Origin of the sequence: Undibacterium sp. TC9W (genome assembly GCF_049339865.1) — a bacterium.
In the GTDB taxonomy this organism is placed as follows: Bacteria; Pseudomonadota; Gammaproteobacteria; order Burkholderiales; family Burkholderiaceae_D; genus Undibacterium.
Map to the genome: position 1 here is coordinate 43716 of NZ_JBMPPJ010000003.1, position 14730 is coordinate 58445.

The 14730-nt window shown below is 52.2% G+C and carries 15 protein-coding genes; 9 read left to right on the forward strand and 6 right to left on the reverse strand.

The annotated features are described in order from the left end of the window. Positions 1 to 32 precede the first annotated feature (32 nt). A complete protein-coding gene (locus ACO0LN_RS04405) occupies positions 33 to 1883 on the reverse strand; it encodes a phosphoenolpyruvate carboxykinase (GTP) (protein WP_422971345.1) in 1851 nt (616 codons plus the stop codon). Between the two features lie 383 nt (positions 1884 to 2266). On the opposite strand from ACO0LN_RS04405, the gene ACO0LN_RS04410 reads away from it, so the two are divergent. The 5 genes from ACO0LN_RS04410 (at position 2267) to ACO0LN_RS04430 (ending at position 7301) form a co-directional block, all read left to right on the forward strand. Then, the gene (locus ACO0LN_RS04410) at positions 2267 to 3244 is read left to right on the forward strand and encodes a D-2-hydroxyacid dehydrogenase family protein (protein ID WP_422971347.1); all 978 of its coding nucleotides are present in this window, start codon (positions 2267 to 2269) and stop codon (positions 3242 to 3244) included. A 315-nt stretch (positions 3245 to 3559) separates the two neighbouring features. Then, the gene (locus tag ACO0LN_RS04415; RefSeq protein WP_422971349.1) at positions 3560 to 5491 is read left to right on the forward strand and encodes a putative bifunctional diguanylate cyclase/phosphodiesterase; all 1932 of its coding nucleotides are present in this window, start codon (positions 3560 to 3562) and stop codon (positions 5489 to 5491) included. A 70-nt stretch (positions 5492 to 5561) separates the two neighbouring features. After that, complete coding sequence (locus ACO0LN_RS04420; protein WP_422971350.1) at positions 5562 to 6149, forward strand: YdcF family protein; 588 nt, start codon at positions 5562 to 5564, stop codon at positions 6147 to 6149. Positions 6150 to 6320: 171 nt separating this feature from the next. After that, a complete protein-coding gene (locus ACO0LN_RS04425) occupies positions 6321 to 6836 on the forward strand; it encodes a TlpA family protein disulfide reductase (RefSeq protein ID WP_422971352.1) in 516 nt (171 codons plus the stop codon). Between the two features lie 24 nt (positions 6837 to 6860). After that, on the forward strand, positions 6861 to 7301 hold the full coding sequence (locus tag ACO0LN_RS04430) for a GNAT family N-acetyltransferase (protein WP_422971354.1): 441 nt from the start codon (positions 6861 to 6863) through the stop codon (positions 7299 to 7301). Between the two features lie 33 nt (positions 7302 to 7334). Here the strand turns inward: ACO0LN_RS04430 and ACO0LN_RS04435 are convergent, their stop codons facing one another. After that, on the reverse strand, positions 7335 to 8111 hold the full coding sequence (locus ACO0LN_RS04435; RefSeq protein ID WP_422971356.1) for an L-asparaginase: 777 nt from the start codon (positions 8109 to 8111) through the stop codon (positions 7335 to 7337). A gap of 147 nt (positions 8112 to 8258) precedes the next feature. Between ACO0LN_RS04435 and ACO0LN_RS04440 the strand changes: the two genes are divergently transcribed. Together ACO0LN_RS04440 and ACO0LN_RS04445 are read left to right on the forward strand one after the other, a co-directional pair. After that, on the forward strand, positions 8259 to 8744 hold the full coding sequence (locus ACO0LN_RS04440) for an asparaginase domain-containing protein (protein ID WP_110254445.1): 486 nt from the start codon (positions 8259 to 8261) through the stop codon (positions 8742 to 8744). 47 nt (positions 8745 to 8791) lie between these two features. Continuing rightward, on the forward strand, positions 8792 to 9286 hold the full coding sequence (locus tag ACO0LN_RS04445) for a hypothetical protein (protein WP_422971358.1): 495 nt from the start codon (positions 8792 to 8794) through the stop codon (positions 9284 to 9286). 14 nt (positions 9287 to 9300) lie between these two features. Here the strand turns inward: ACO0LN_RS04445 and hisC are convergent, their stop codons facing one another. Further along, a complete protein-coding gene (hisC, locus tag ACO0LN_RS04450) occupies positions 9301 to 10359 on the reverse strand; it encodes a histidinol-phosphate transaminase (RefSeq protein WP_422971360.1) in 1059 nt (352 codons plus the stop codon). Positions 10360 to 10392: 33 nt separating this feature from the next. Next, a complete protein-coding gene (locus tag ACO0LN_RS04455; RefSeq protein ID WP_422971362.1) occupies positions 10393 to 10863 on the reverse strand; it encodes a MarR family winged helix-turn-helix transcriptional regulator in 471 nt (156 codons plus the stop codon). A 38-nt stretch (positions 10864 to 10901) separates the two neighbouring features. On the opposite strand from ACO0LN_RS04455, the gene ACO0LN_RS04460 reads away from it, so the two are divergent. Next, on the forward strand, positions 10902 to 11639 hold the full coding sequence (locus ACO0LN_RS04460) for a siderophore-interacting protein (protein WP_422971364.1): 738 nt from the start codon (positions 10902 to 10904) through the stop codon (positions 11637 to 11639). A gap of 331 nt (positions 11640 to 11970) precedes the next feature. Here the strand turns inward: ACO0LN_RS04460 and ACO0LN_RS04465 are convergent, their stop codons facing one another. Continuing rightward, entirely contained in the window at positions 11971 to 12861 is an 891-nt protein-coding gene (locus ACO0LN_RS04465) for a LysR family transcriptional regulator (protein WP_422971366.1), read from the reverse strand. A gap of 106 nt (positions 12862 to 12967) precedes the next feature. On the opposite strand from ACO0LN_RS04465, the gene ACO0LN_RS04470 reads away from it, so the two are divergent. Then, positions 12968 to 14134 carry a mandelate racemase/muconate lactonizing enzyme family protein gene (locus tag ACO0LN_RS04470; protein WP_422971368.1) on the forward strand — a complete coding sequence of 389 codons (1167 nt, stop codon included), beginning with the start codon at positions 12968 to 12970 and terminating at the stop codon, positions 14132 to 14134. A gap of 16 nt (positions 14135 to 14150) precedes the next feature. Here ACO0LN_RS04470 and ACO0LN_RS04475 read toward each other — a convergent pair whose 3' ends face one another. After that, entirely contained in the window at positions 14151 to 14729 is a 579-nt protein-coding gene (locus tag ACO0LN_RS04475; RefSeq protein ID WP_422971370.1) for a hypothetical protein, read from the reverse strand. Position 14730 lies beyond the last annotated feature (1 nt).

A 14730-nucleotide genomic window follows, 5' to 3' on the forward strand; every position in this document is an offset into this window, starting at 1 on the left:
CGCGTTTTTTGTTATTACTTGCTGCTTGACACTCAGGCTGCCAGGCGTTTTTCCAGGGCAACGCGGGTCGCTTCCAGCTCAACTGGCAAATGGTAAGCCAATTTTTCAAACAACTCGGTGTGCAATTTCAACTCTGCTTCCCAGGCGGCCTTGTCTATGGAAGTGATGGTGTCGAACTGTGCTTGCGTGAAGTTCAGGCCTTCCCAGTTCAGGTCTGCAAAGGTAGGCGTGACACCAAAGATGTTTTCCACACCATTGGCCTGGCCTTCAATGCGTTCCAGCATCCATTTCAGTACGCGCATATTGTCGCCAAAACCTGGCCAGACAAATTTGCCGTTTTCATCCGTACGGAACCAGTTGACACAGAAAATAGCTGGCTGTGTTGCGCCCGCTGCTTCTATCTTCTTGCCCATGTCCAGCCAGTGCTGGAAATAGTCGCTCATGTTGTAGCCCATGAAAGGCAACATGGCGAAAGGATCACGGCGTACCACGCCTTGCTGGCCCACGGCAGCAGCCGTGGTCTCAGAACCCATGGTCGCGGCCATATAGACGCCTTCTACCCAGTTACGGGCTTCTGTCACCAGAGGCACGGTCGTTGAGCGACGGCCACCAAAGATAAAGGCCGAGATAGGCACGCCAGCAGGATCATCCCAGGCTGCATCGATCACCGGGTTCTGGGTTGCTGCAACCGTGAAGCGCGCATTTGGATGGGCAGCTTTACGGCCTGTCTCTTTGGCGATTTCTGGTGTCCAGTCTTTGCCTTGCCAGTCGATCAGGTGCGCTGGGGCTTCCTTGCTCATGCCTTCCCACCAGACATCGCCATCATCGGTCAGGCCGACATTGGTGAAGATGGTGTTGGCGGTCAGGGAAGCCATGCAGTTGGAATTGGTCGCGGTATTGGTGCCAGGTGCCACGCCAAAATAACCGGCTTCAGGGTTGATGGCATACAAACGGCCATCCGCACCAGGTTTGATCCAGGCGATATCGTCACCAATGGTGGTGACTTTCCAGCCTTTGATGGCAGGAATCAGCATAGCGAAATTGGTCTTGCCGCAGGCAGACGGGAAAGCCGCTGCCACATAATGCTTCTTGCCTTCTGGTGATTCAACGCCCAGGATCAGCATGTGTTCTGCCAGCCAGCCCTGGTCGCGTCCCATGGTGGAGGCGATACGCAGTGCAAAGCATTTCTTGCCCAGCAGCGCATTGCCACCGTAACCGGAACCAAAAGACCAGATCTCGCGGGTCTCTGGATAATGCACGATGTATTTGGTGCTGTTGCAAGGCCATGCAACGTCGGCCTGACCTTCGGTCAATGGTGCGCCTACTGTATGTACGCAAGGCACGAAATCACCATCCGTGCCCAAAACGTCATAGACGGCCTTACCCATGCGCGTCATGATGCGCATGTTGACGGCAACGTAAGGGGAATCAGACAATTCCACGCCTATGTGGGCGATAGGTGAGCCCAATGGGCCCATGGAGAAAGGCACGACATACATGGTGCGGCCACGCATGCAACCATCAAACAGCGGGTTCAGGGTGGCGCGCATTTCTGCGGGTGCCATCCAGTTATTGGTCGGGCCCGCATCTTCCTTATTGGTCGAACAGATATAGGTGCGGTCTTCGACACGGGCCACGTCCGACGGGTCGGAACAGGCCAGGTAACTGTTCGGGCGTTTGGCTTCATTGAGCTTTTTCATGGTGCCAGCGGCAACCATTTGTGCGCACAGACGGTCATACTCTTCTTGCGAGCCGTCACACCAATAGATATTGTCAGGTTTGGTCAAAGCCGCCATTTCGGCGATCCAGTTGATCAATTTCTGATGTTTCACGTAAGCGGGTGCGTTTAATGCAGCCACACCTTTCATGATGGGTTGATTCACGATACTACCTCCAATGCCATTTCAATAAAAAAACCGGTGTAGCGGCACGGCAGGATCGTCGTTAGATTGTGGCGATGCGATCGCAGGAGCGCTCAAGCAAGGCGAACACCATAGCGGCGGTTCTGTCGGATAATACGAAGACAAGAGGGTGTCTTGGCTCCTGGCTTGCGCCCGGCAGGATGGCGCGGGGCGGAAGAATCTAAAAGCTACGTAGGCGAACATTGTACACGCGAGTCTGGCCGGAAGCGAATTTTGCCTCAGTTTCATTATCATTGTTTTACGTTTTATGAAAGTGAAGATTTTTCAACGCAAACCAGAATAGAAGCAGGAATAAAGATTTTCCCGGATTTTAAAGAATGTATAAGGACGAATGAGGACAAACCATGAAAATAGCCATACTTGATGATTACCAGGACGTCGTCCGGCAACTGCCTTGCTTTGAATTATTGAAGGACCATGAAGTCAAGGTCTTCAATAATACGGCTGTTGGTACAGGACAGCTGGCGATACGCCTGCAGCCGTTTGATGCCGTCGTGCTGATACGTGAACGCACCCGCCTGAACCGCGCCCTCATGCAAAAGCTGCCAAATCTGAAACTCATTTCCCAGACCGGCAAAGTCGCAGGCAATATCGAAATTGCCGCTGCTCATGAACTGGGTATCGCCATCGCCGAGGGCATAGGTGATCCGACAGCACCGGCTGAGCTTACCTGGACCCTGATCATGGCAGCATCACGCAAGCTGACCAGTTATGCACAACTCTTGCAGGATGGCGTCTGGCAAACCTCGTCGCTACACCCTGCCCACAACCAGCTGGGCCACGTGTTGAAAAAACGTACCCTGGGTATCTGGGGCTACGGCAAGATAGGCAAGATGATCGCAGGCTACGCCAAGGCCTTTGGCATGCAGGTCATGGTCTGGGGACGTGAACCCAGCCGTGCACAGGCTACCGCAGATGGTTTGCTGGTGGCAGCATCGAAGGGAGCTTTTTTTGCTGAATGCGACATCATCAGCATGCATCTACGCCTGAACGATGCGACCCGCGGCATCGTCAGCCAGGCTGACCTGGCGCTGATGAAGCCGGATGCCCTGTTCGTCAATACCAGCCGCGCCGAACTGGTGCAGCAAGGCGCACTGGAAGCAGCGCTGGATGCTGGCTGCCCTGGCTTTGCTGCGATTGATGTTTTCGAGAGTGAACCTGTTGCCCCTGATCACCCACTCTTGCACAGGGAAAATGTCCTGGCTACCCCGCATCTGGGGTATGTAGAGCAAAGCAGCTACGAACTGTATTTCCGTATTGCTTTCCAGAATATCGTCGATTTTGCCAATGGCAATCCACAGAATATTTTGCAGGCCGGGTAATTTGAAGGAATGGGTACATGCCGGGTTGAACAAAATCTTGCCCGGCATGATTTGCCTATTTTACAACATGCGGGAAAATATTTCAAAAATAACATTGTGAATACTTTAATTTTGTAAAAAATGCACTAAACTCTAGCATCAAAGTCAGGTCAGAGAATAAAGAGCAGGTGCATATACGCGGTATTCAATTTCAGTCATCTTGAATGTTTTGATGATTGCTGCCGACCAATCATTCCAGAACTGCACATTGCCTCTACAACCCCGCGCTTCGTCCATATCCACTGATGTTGGGAGAGCCTTGCGATGAGACTATTGATGCCACATACAGGAATAGTAAAGGGCGTGCTGGGCATGCTTGCCCGGCATGAGCTAAGTGTCCATCAACGCAAACCCCATGTCAGGCAGCTTGTTTATGTGGCCTTGCCAGGTGTGCTGTTACTGGCTTTGGCCAATTATCTGCAGTCCGGCTATCCCCTGCCTGGCATCATCGTTGCCATTACCGCCGTGCTCATGATGGGTGCTGCATTTTTTATGTCCAGCCATGAGAAATTGCTCGCTACGGCCGAATCCCTGCTCTTGCTGTTTGCCCTGCTGGCCAGTGTTGCCCTGGGTTTGCTGGGCGGTATTGCTGGCAGCGGCATCTTGTGGATCTATGCTTTTCCCTTCCTGGCCTTATGGCTCAAGGGCCAGCGCCAGGGCGCACAATGGAGCCTGGTATGGCTGCTTGCCATGGCGTTCAGCATGTTGGCGGGCAGCAGCATTTTCCCTTTTGCTTATGCCTATGATGAAAAATTCGTATTGCAGGCCAGTGCTGCGCTGTTGTTTTATTCCGCGATTGCGCTTGCCTATAATTTCAGCCGCAGCCAGCTAGAAGAAAAACTGTATGTCAGTGAACAGGGCATGCAGGCCAAGACCCGTGATTATGTCAGCAGGCTGGAGCTGGCAGCCTACCAGGACGGGGTCACCGGCCTGCCGAACCGCCTGCGCCTGCTGGATATCCTGAGCAGGGAAATCGCCAACGCCCAGGAGCGTGGCCACACCCTGCTGGTGGCGCATATACGCTTGAAAAAAATGTTCGAGACAGCAATTCTCATAGGGCCAGATGCCAGCGACAAACTGACACGCAATATCGCCGCCACCATGACGGCTACGGTAGGTTCCCGCGGTATTTTTGCCCGCGTCAGACGTGATGAATTTGTCTGTATCTACCGCAAGCATACCGAAGACGTCAATGCCAGCGAGATTATCCGGGACGTGCTGGCCTTTCGCCTTGAATACAAGATCAATGACTATGCCGTCCACATCGATCACACCATAGGTGTTGCCAGTTTCCCCAGCCACGCAAGTGATGCAGAAACCCTGCTACGAAAGGCGGCCCAGGCCATGTTGCAGGCGCAATTCGCCAACCAGGGTCTGGCTTTTTATGAGGAAAGAATGGAGCTTCAATTCAACCGGCAGCAACTGCTCTTTGTACAATTGCATGAAGCCCTGCACAAAAACGCACTCAGCCTGCATTACCAGGGCCTGATAGATTTGCAAACCGGTGCCGTCATTGGTGCCGAAGCCCTGGCCAGATGGATAGACCCGGTATCCGGGCCCATCGCTCCCGCAGAATTCATTCCCATCGCAGAAAAATCAGGCCTCATCAAAGCCTTTACTTTGTGGACCATGCGCGAAGCTTTTGGCCAGCTTGCCAGGTGGCGTGCCGAAGGCCTGGACTTGTTTGTTTCGATCAACCTGTCAGCGCGCTGCATACTCGACCATCAACTGATTGATGATGTGCGTGGCCTGCTCAAAGAATTCAATATACCTGCTGAGGCCATCGTCCTCGAACTGCGCGAAGCCAGCTTTGCCGATACCCCCGAGACCGCATTGCAAAATATGATGAGCCTGCACAAGCTGGGCTTTCGCCTGTCCATAGACGATTTCGGCACCGCGCATACTTCCCTGGCCAGTCTCAAGGACTTGAAGATAGATGAACTCAAGATAGACCAGAGCTTCATGCGCAGCATGGCAACCGATGCCAACAGCCGTGCCATTGTGCTATCGACGATACAACTTGCACATAACCTCAATCTCAGGGTGGTTGCCGAGGGCGTAGAAAGTGCCAGGGCAGAACAGCAACTGAAGGACATGGGTTGTGACATTGCCCAGGGCTATCATTATTGCAAGCCCATGCCTGCTGATGTCTTCAACCAATGGGCGCGCTCATGGCAAATTAACCGCAGGGCAGTGTTGTCTGCCTGAATGCATCTTTTTGCAATCCCCTGTGAAAAGGCTTAGCATGCGGGTTCGTCTTTATTAATCCCTAGCTTCCATGCCTTATTCACTGCAAAAGAAAATCAAACAATTCAGCCTGGGTTTGCTGATCTGCCTCCTGTTCATGGCTGCAGCCATTTCTACCCTGGGTTTGCGTGATCAGATCGTGATGGCGGATGTGGTCGTCGTACCAGGCAATACCGTTAATCCTGATGGCAAGCCATCCGAGCGCTTGCGTGGCCGTCTTGATGTTGCGATGCATTTATTTGCGGCACAAAAATGCAAAGCCATCCTGGTCAGTGGCGGCGTGGGCGAAGAAGGCCATGATGAAGCTGCCGTCATGAAAAAATACCTGGTTGATCATGGTGTGCCAGATGCGGCTGTGTTTACCGACAATCAGGGCGTCACCACCTTTGCCACGGCAAAAAATACCGCTGCCCTGATGCGGGAGAAAAACTGGAAAACCACGATGCTGGCCAGCCAGTTTTTTCATATCGCACGCTTCCAGCTGGCGATGAAAAAATACGGTGTTGAGACTGTAGGACATGTACATTCCACGCACTACGAAGTGCGCGATGCCTATTCGCTGGCACGCGAGGTGGTGGCATATTTTGAGTACACGTTCAGTAATCCGCAGACGCAGTGAGCCTGTTTTTTGCGTATGAGCAGAGCAGGCACGGAGCCACATCAGTGATGAAATTATCACATTAGTAGTATTGAAATAATTTTCTGTAAGCAGATGGATCAAGGCGACGACTAATATATATCTGTCGTATTATTCACGTATAAGCATATACATTTATAGAAAGTCCCTATCGTGAACAAAACAAAATTACTCAGCGTTCTTACTGCAGCCACGCTGGCCGTGGCCAGTTTCTCTGCCTCCGCCCAGGCGGGCAAAGATAGCCAGCAGATGAGTTTTCAAGGGGCTGAACTAAATGGTAAAAAACTGGCCATCAGCGATTACGCAGGCAAGACCCTGCTGGTCAGTTTTTTTACGGCGGGTTGCAATCTGTGTGCGCGTGATTTGAAACTTATGCGTGAGTTTTATGTTGGTAATATGAAACGCAATTTTGTGTTGCTGGCGATTAATATTGATGCAGACAAGAAAGATTTTGATTCTTATGTACAACTGATCAATCTGGCTGTCCCTGCGGAACAACGCTTCCCCATTATCTGGCGCAATACACCGGGGTATAAGGATAATTTTGGCACTATCGTCAGCCAGCCTACGCATTTTGTGATCAATCCAAAAGGCCAGCTGGTCTTAAAGCGCGAAGGCAGTTTCCAGCCGAATGACTGGGATAACCTGTGGGAATCACTGGGCTCATGATTCTTGGCTAAAGGGGGAAACGGCATGGACATGAAATACGAAGTCAGCATAGTTGATACCAGCCATGTAGAAAATATACGTCAGTGCTTCGCCGTATTCAGCTACTTGCGGCCCCACCTGGATGAAGAGGAATTCATCAGCCGGGTACAAACCCAGGTGTCTGAAGGCTATACAATTGCCTGCATCTACATGGATGACGACGTAGTTGCCGCTGCCGGTTATCGCGTGCAGCATTATCTGGCCTGGGGCAAGATACTCTACCTTGATGATTTGATCACCCACCCGCAAAAGAAAAACGCAGGTTTGGGATCAGCCCTGATGGAATGGGTAAAGCTGCAGGCAAAGATCTTGAATTGCAGTGAATTGCACCTCGATACTGGTTACCAAAGGCATGATGCACACAGGCTGTATCTGAATAATGGCTTCGACCTGAGTTGTCACCATCTTTCCAGAAAAATAAGCTGAACTCATTGCCTGAATTTAAACTCAAATTCAAACTCAAAATTCCAGCGGCAAACTCCAACTGGCAGGTATGACATCATGCCTGACCACGGCGCGCTGTTGCTGGCGGCGTTGCAGGCTGTCGGGGCTCCAGGTTTTTTCCCATCCAGGTGGATAGGCCAGGCCCTCACCTTGCCAGTCTGGCAGGCGCTGGCGCACGGCGATCACGGGCAGGTATAGCGGCAAGGGCTGCTCCGGGATATCTGCTCCAAGGCTATAGGCGTAATTCGGCAACAAGGCATCACACACTGCGGCAAACCAGGCCGTGTGGTCTTCATCCTGGCCCAGTGCATTTGCCAGGCCAGCCGGATCAAAGCGCGCCAGGGCTTCTATCAATTCAGCCGTGCTGGCACCGGGTGCATCACCCCAGCCCATGACGGGGTTGAAATTGTAATCGGCACCTGATCCATACCAGCCTTCGCGCCAGGGTCTTTGCATCCAGTTGCGCGTGCCTGTGAATAACTGCCAGCGCCAGTGCAGGCCAGACGCCTTGGGCCAGCTATACAGATAGAGTTTTTGATAACCGGCAGCATGCAAGTCCCTGACCATGGCCATCAAACGTGCATGCGGCATGCGTTCTGGCGGGGTGCGGCGGAAAAGTATGGGTTCACCATCGGCATGCTGAACTTCGTCTGTTGATAAGTTCAAGTCCAGGGTGCGTTTTTCATCACCAAAACGCGCCGCCACCCAGCCACTGAGCAGGTTCACGGCAGTCAACACGCCATAGCCACGATGGCGGTGAAAAATAACGGTTCCGGGGGCTATCGGTTTCATATATCTCTGGTGTATCCGGGATGTATCAACAAGCTGCATGCGATGAAATGCAACAGCTTAGTGTAGCAGTTTTCACTGGCCCCCTATGCGCGTTACAATGTGTCTAATCTAAAATTTTACACATCCTTTATCTACAGAGACAAGACCATGACTTTGCGCATCATCGCCACGGGCGGCACTTTTGACAAACATTATGACGAACTGGCAGGCAAGCTCAGCTTTGCAGACAGCCACCTGCCTGAAGTGCTCAAGCGTGCGCGCCTGACGATACCCGTAGAGCTGGAAGTCTGCATGCTGGTAGATTCACTGGACATGAACGACAGCCACCGCAATACCGTCTTGCAGGCTTGCCAGCAGTCCGCAGAAAAAGCGATTGTCATCATCCATGGTACCGACACCATGCGTGAAACGGCAGAAGTCCTGGGTGCGGCCAATCTGGGCAAGACTATCGTGTTTACCGGCGCCATGATCCCTTACGAAATCGCCAATTCTGATGCTTTCTTCAATCTGGGTTTTGCCTGTAGCGCAGCGCAACTCTTGCCAGCCGGTGTGCACGTTGCCATGAATGGCAAGGTCTTTCCCTGGAATGACGTACAAAAGAACCGTGAAGCTGGCGTATTCGTAAATAAGTAAATCCAGGTAAAACCGAGTGAGACTAATTGGGACGAATTGAGACCACCATGAAACTGCTGCTGGCGACATTATTGCTGTGTTTTTCCACCCTGACGCAGGCAGCAGAAACGCGTTTTGATTCTGTCTATTTTTTCCAGTCGCAAACTGAGTTGGAAAAAAAAGGCATCAATGTCGATACCTTTGGCCGTTATACACGTGTCTTGCAAACACAGATTTACAAGGCACTCAAAAAAGCCAAGATGCCTGCGAGCGCAGGTTACCTGGTCGTGGCTGTACGCTCGGATGGTGAAGTCACCTGCTGGCTCGACATGACCCCTGCGGTGGATGCATACTACGATAACCAGATTTATGAAACCATCAAAAAAATCCCGCCTTTAAACGTAGAAAGCGGCATTCTGGTGTTCGGTATCAAGATGGCGATAGACACAGCTGTGCATACCAAAAAAGCAGTGCCCGCCCCTGCCGAATGGGCAGAGGCTAAAAAGAAACTGAATGACCCGAATAATATAGAGGAACTGGCATTGTCCCTGTGGCCTGAGTAAGCACTTTTACAGCTTTATTTTTTAAGTAGCTTTAGTGCCGCAAGCAGCGCAGTACTTTCATCATCTGTACCTATGGAAATGCGCAAAAATTCACTGATGCGTGGCAGCTTGAAATGGCGCACGATGATGCCGCACTGGCGCAAACCCAGGGCAATTTCTTCTGCCGCAAAACGAGGGTGACGGGCGAAGATGAAATTCGTCGCCGATGGCAAGACTTCAAAACCCAAATCCCGCATAGTTGCAGCCAGCCTTTCGCGCGTTGCCATCACAGCCTGGCAAGTCTGCAAAAAATAATCCTGGTCTTCAAATGCGGCAATCGCGCCCGCTATTGCCAGCCTGTCCAGCGGGTAAGCATTGAAACTGTTTTTGACACGGTTCAAACCTGCAATCAAATCTGCATGCCCTGCCGCAAAACCTACCCGCAAACCAGCCAGTGAGCGCGATTTTGACAGGGTATGTACGACCAGCAAATTGGGGTAACGGTCTATCAGCGCAATCGCTGTCTCGCCACCAAAATCCACGTAAGCTTCGTCGATGACAACGACCGTATCGCGATTGTGTTGCAGCAGGAATTCGATTTTTTCCAGCGGCACGGCACAGCCAGTTGGCGCATTGGGATTGGCGAAAATAATCCCGCCATTTTCTTGCAGATAATCTTCTACATTGAGTTGAAACTGGGCATCCAGTGGCACGCTGCGATGGGCGATTTCATACAGGCCGCAATACACGGGATAAAAGCTGTAACTGATGTCAGGGAAGAGCAAGGGCCGTTGATGTTTGAGCAAAGCCTGGAACACATGGGCCAGCACTTCATCCGAGCTGTTACCAACAAAAACCTGGTCTGCCTGCAAGCCATGATAATTGGCGATGACGCTACGCAAATGATCCGAGCCGGGATCAGGATAGAGGCGCAGGTCAGCACTGGTGGCTTGCTGTATCGCCGCAAGCACACGGGGTGAAGGCGGGTAAGGGTTTTCATTGGTATTGAGCTTGATGAGCCTGGCCATCTTTGGCTGCTCACCAGGGGTATAAGGGCTCAGCTTGTGGACAACTTCACTCCAGTATTTACTCATGATCTGACAATTCTGCTTTAAGGAAAAAAATTTTTAAGATCCGGTGTTCAGATTAACTTGAACTCTTCGCAAGAGTTGCAATAACTCTTGCTGCTCATTACTGGCCATATCTTTCAATGCCAGGGTGTTCAGACGTTTGGCTTGCTGGCGCAAGGTTGTCAATACGCTTTGTCCATCGGCAGTCAAAGTTAGCCTGACATTGCGCTTGTCGCTTTCATCGGCAACCGCATCAAGCAAGCCCTGGTCACGCAAGCCCTTGATCAGTCTTGCCAGTTGCGCCTTGTCGCGGCCACTGTGCTTGGCCAGGTCACTCTGGGTAGCGCCAGGATAATGGCCAAAAAAACTCAACACCTTGCCTTCCATATGGGTAATGTCATGCGGGCCATCGCGCAGGGCCTGGTATTGCATGGACCGGTATTGATGCATGACCGTATGGATAAGGTCCAGCACCCCATCCTCATTATTTTCTTGAGAATGGTTGACATTGTCATTTGTTTTGCGCATTATAGTAGATATTGTCAACTAATTTGATGGGTCAATAAATGAGTATAGCCTCTGAAACCAGCCGCGTACAACGCATACGCCATGAAATCAAACGCCGTAATCTGCAAGTTGTCCGTGTTGAAAGCCCGACTCCACACTTCCGCCGCATCACTCTCAGTGGTGCTGATCTCCCGGGTTTTATCAGTGCATCTTTTGATGATCACCTTAAACTGATACTGGGTGCCGACAGTGAAAACGCCGTCATGCGTGATTACACGCCCAGACATTACGATGCCACCAAAGGCGAACTGGTGCTGGAATTTTCCATACACGGTGATGGCCCTGCTGCCGCCTGGGCCAACCAGGCTGATGTTGGCCATGGCGTCACTGTCGCGGGGCCGCGTGGCTCTTTAGTCATCCCCACCGACTATGAATGGCATTTACTGGCGGGTGATGAAACTGCCTTGCCAGCGATATCCCGACGCCTGGAAGAATTGCCTGCCGGGGCGCGCGCGATTGTCATCCTGCAAGTGCCACCAGCAGAACGTCGCGAATTAAACAGCGCTGCAGATATCAGCATCGTCTGGGTAGATAGCGCGCAAGAGTTTCTGGATACCCTGCGCGCCCTGCCTTTGCCAGTGGGTGATGGCTACGCCTGGTGCGCCGGTGAAGCTGCGACCATGGCTGCAACACGCCGCATACTGGCTGAAGAAAAAGACCATGCTGGTACTGCCATGCGGGTAGCGGCTTACTGGAAGCGTGGTTTGATCGCGCATCATGAAAACCTGGAAAGCTGATCATTGATCACTGCTGTCCGGAATAATGTCCTTGACAAACAATAACGAGTAAATTCCCTCCCTTTCAAGGGGAGGGTTAGGGTGGGGATGGGTTTCGGTCGATTGGCTGCACATGATTTTGCTACAGAAACCCATCCCCATCCCAACCTTCCCCTTGAAGGGGAAGGAGCTTCAAGCATGATCGCTGGCAAAAATTATTCAATTGCAGAATTAAGTCTTCGACGTAGAAGAATCGCCGCGACGCTGTTCGTACTTGACTCTCCAAATGAGTCAAGATAATTATTCCGGACAGCAGTGTGATTATTGATGAAATCCGGCTACAGCCGGATTCTCATTTGAACTCTTCCACCAAAAAATCAATAAATGCTCTGACCCTGGCAGGTTGCTGGCGGCGGCTCAGGTAATACACATACAGGTCAGCCGATGGCAAGGTATAGGCAGGCAAGACGATTTGCAGCCTGCCGCTTTCCAGGTATTTATTCAAATCCCATTCCGAGCGCACCAGGATGCCGTGGCCATCCAGCGCCCAGTTCAGCACCACGTCGCCGTCATTGCTGGACACCGCGCCGCGTACTTTGACCAGTTCCACCTTGCGGCCTTTTTCCAGTCGCCAGGTGCCATATACATCATCATTTTTCCTGTGTAGGATACAGCGGTGATGATGCAGCTCAGCAGGCGTTTGCGGATGCCCGGCCTGTTTCAGATAAGCGGGTGAAGCGCATAAAAAGCGCCGGTTGCTCATGAGTTTGCGGGCACCCAGGCGTGAATCCGGCAACTCGCCAAAGCGTATCGCCAGGTCATACGCTTCTTCCACCAGGCCTATGGGGCGGTCAGTCAGTTGCAATTGCACTTCCACCTCTTCATGCAAATGGGCAAAGCGTGACACCAGCGGTGCAATGTGGGTGCGGCCAAAGCCGGGTGTGGCGTTCACCCGCAGCAAACCTTTGGGGACGCCTCGGCTGCTCGATACCGATTCTTCCATATCGCGGATACTGCCCAGTATCTGCGTTGCCTGCATAAGATAGGATTCGCCTTCGCTGGTCAGGCTAAGGCGGCGTGTGGTGCGATTGACCAGACGTACACCCAGGCGTTGTTCCATCAACATCAATCGCTTGGTCACTGCAGGCGGGGTGATACCCAGTTCGCGTGCTGTCGCCGACAAACTGCCCAGCTTGGCCAGCAGCACGAAAAAAGTCAGCTCAGGGGCGATATCGATATTCACTTGAAGTAAATAATGGTTTAAATATGAGTGAATTATATGGCTATAAATGAAGAGTAAGCTTTGCGCATACAAAGTTTGCCCCCATTACCTATCAGGATAAAGCCAAATGAAAATCGTAGAAATACACGAACAAACCGTTCCCATCAGTTCACCCATACGCAATGCCTATATTGATTTCAGCAAGATGACGCTGAGTCTGGTCGCTGTTGTAACGGACGTGGTCAGAGATGGCAAGTGCGTCATCGGTTACGGTTTCAATTCCAATGGCCGCTATGGGCAAGGCAAACTCATGCGCGAACGCTTCATCCCGCGCGTGCTGGAAGCTGCACCAGAAAGCCTGATCAATGATGCCGGTGACAATCTTGACCCGCACAAGATCTGGAACTGCATGTTCACCAACGAAAAACCCGGCGGCCACGGTGAGCGATCGGTAGCCATCGGTACCATCGACACGGCAGTCTGGGATGCAGTAGCCAAGATAGAAGGCAAGCCCTTATTCCAGTTGCTGGCAGAACGTTATGGCAATGGCACACCAGACCGCAATATCTTTGTCTATGCAGCAGGTGGTTACTACTACCCCGGCCAGAACCACGACAAACTCAAGGATGAAATGCGCAGCTATATTGACCGTGGCTATACCGTGGTCAAGAAAAAGATAGGTGGAGCGTCGCTCGATGAAGACTTGCGCCGCATTGACTCCATCCTCAGTGTGCTCGGTGACGGGCAAAAACTAGCGGTCGATGCAAATGGCCGCTTTGACCTCGACACTGCCATAAAATACGCGAAGGCACTCTCGCAATACGACCTGTTCTGGTATGAGGAACCGGGTGACCCGCTGGATTTTGAATTGCAGGCCACGCTGCGCAATTACTACCCCAATCCCATGGCGACCGGAGAAGACCTGTTCTCGATGCAGGATGCCCGCAATCTCATACGCTATGGCGGCATGCGTGCTGACCGCGACTGGCTGCAATTCGATTGCGCCCTCAGCTATGGCCTCGTCGAATACCTGCGCACGCTCGATATGTTGCGCGAGCATGGCTGGTCAGCCAAACGCTGCATTCCCCATGGCGGCCACCAGATGTCGCTGAATATTGCTGCTGGCCTGGGCCTTGGTGGCAATGAATCCTACCCCGATCTGTTCCAGCCCTATGGCGGTTTCCCGGATGGTGTCAAGGTTGTCAACGGCCATATCCTGCTGCCAGAATTGCCAGGCATAGGCTTTGAAGGTAAGGCAGATTTGTATGCGCAGATGCGCAAGCTGGCGGAGTAATTGGCTTGCAAAATGATCAGCAATACCAGCGCCAGGCAGCCAGCATCTGACGGGCGTCCGCACTGCCAGCCAGCAATTCGTCCAGATCCAGAGTGACTTGCGCACGTGCGGCGGCTGTCAATTCATAGGTGTCATCAAAAGCCTGTTCATCCAGTTCGCGTATGGTATTCGCGACACAGGCGATGGCGGCAAAGGCTGTCAGCAAGTCTGGTGCAAACAGCTGGAAATCAGGCTTGCCACCGGCCAGGGCAAAATACACTTGCCCTGATATGGTATCGAGCATGAAGGGATTGCTGCCTTCGGTCGCCACCACCAGCCAGTGCTCTTGCCACTCAGGCAGACGCTGGCCGGTATTGCCATGCCAGCGATAGCAAGCCTGGCGGGACCACAGGTTTTTGAGCACAGGTATATCGACAGGATTACCACCCGCGTTCAGTGATAGACCAGTAGGCCCGACTTTTTCATGGACTATTTCACCCCATGGGCCTATCTGTTCATAAAGGCTGGCAACAATCACAGGCAGGGCTACTTCACCCTGCCAGTCACTTGCTGCTTGCGGGCGTAATTCTCCCCAGGGTGACAGCAAGTCACGCAAG

Coding starts and splice junctions, on each gene's coding strand:
- ACO0LN_RS04410 (WP_422971347.1), top strand. CDS start 2,267: ATGAAAATAGCCATACTTGATGATTACCAGGACGTCGTCCGGCAACTG.
- ACO0LN_RS04415 (WP_422971349.1), top strand. CDS start 3,560: ATGCCACATACAGGAATAGTAAAGGGCGTGCTGGGCATGCTTGCCCGG.
- ACO0LN_RS04420 (WP_422971350.1), top strand. CDS start 5,562: ATGCCTTATTCACTGCAAAAGAAAATCAAACAATTCAGCCTGGGTTTG.
- ACO0LN_RS04430 (WP_422971354.1), top strand. CDS start 6,861: ATGGACATGAAATACGAAGTCAGCATAGTTGATACCAGCCATGTAGAA.
- ACO0LN_RS04435 (WP_422971356.1), bottom strand. CDS start 8,111: ATGAAACCGATAGCCCCCGGAACCGTTATTTTTCACCGCCATCGTGGC.
- ACO0LN_RS04440 (WP_110254445.1), top strand. CDS start 8,259: ATGACTTTGCGCATCATCGCCACGGGCGGCACTTTTGACAAACATTAT.
- ACO0LN_RS04445 (WP_422971358.1), top strand. CDS start 8,792: ATGAAACTGCTGCTGGCGACATTATTGCTGTGTTTTTCCACCCTGACG.
- hisC (WP_422971360.1), bottom strand. CDS start 10,359: ATGAGTAAATACTGGAGTGAAGTTGTCCACAAGCTGAGCCCTTATACC.
- ACO0LN_RS04455 (WP_422971362.1), bottom strand. CDS start 10,863: ATGCGCAAAACAAATGACAATGTCAACCATTCTCAAGAAAATAATGAG.
- ACO0LN_RS04460 (WP_422971364.1), top strand. CDS start 10,902: ATGAGTATAGCCTCTGAAACCAGCCGCGTACAACGCATACGCCATGAA.
- ACO0LN_RS04470 (WP_422971368.1), top strand. CDS start 12,968: ATGAAAATCGTAGAAATACACGAACAAACCGTTCCCATCAGTTCACCC.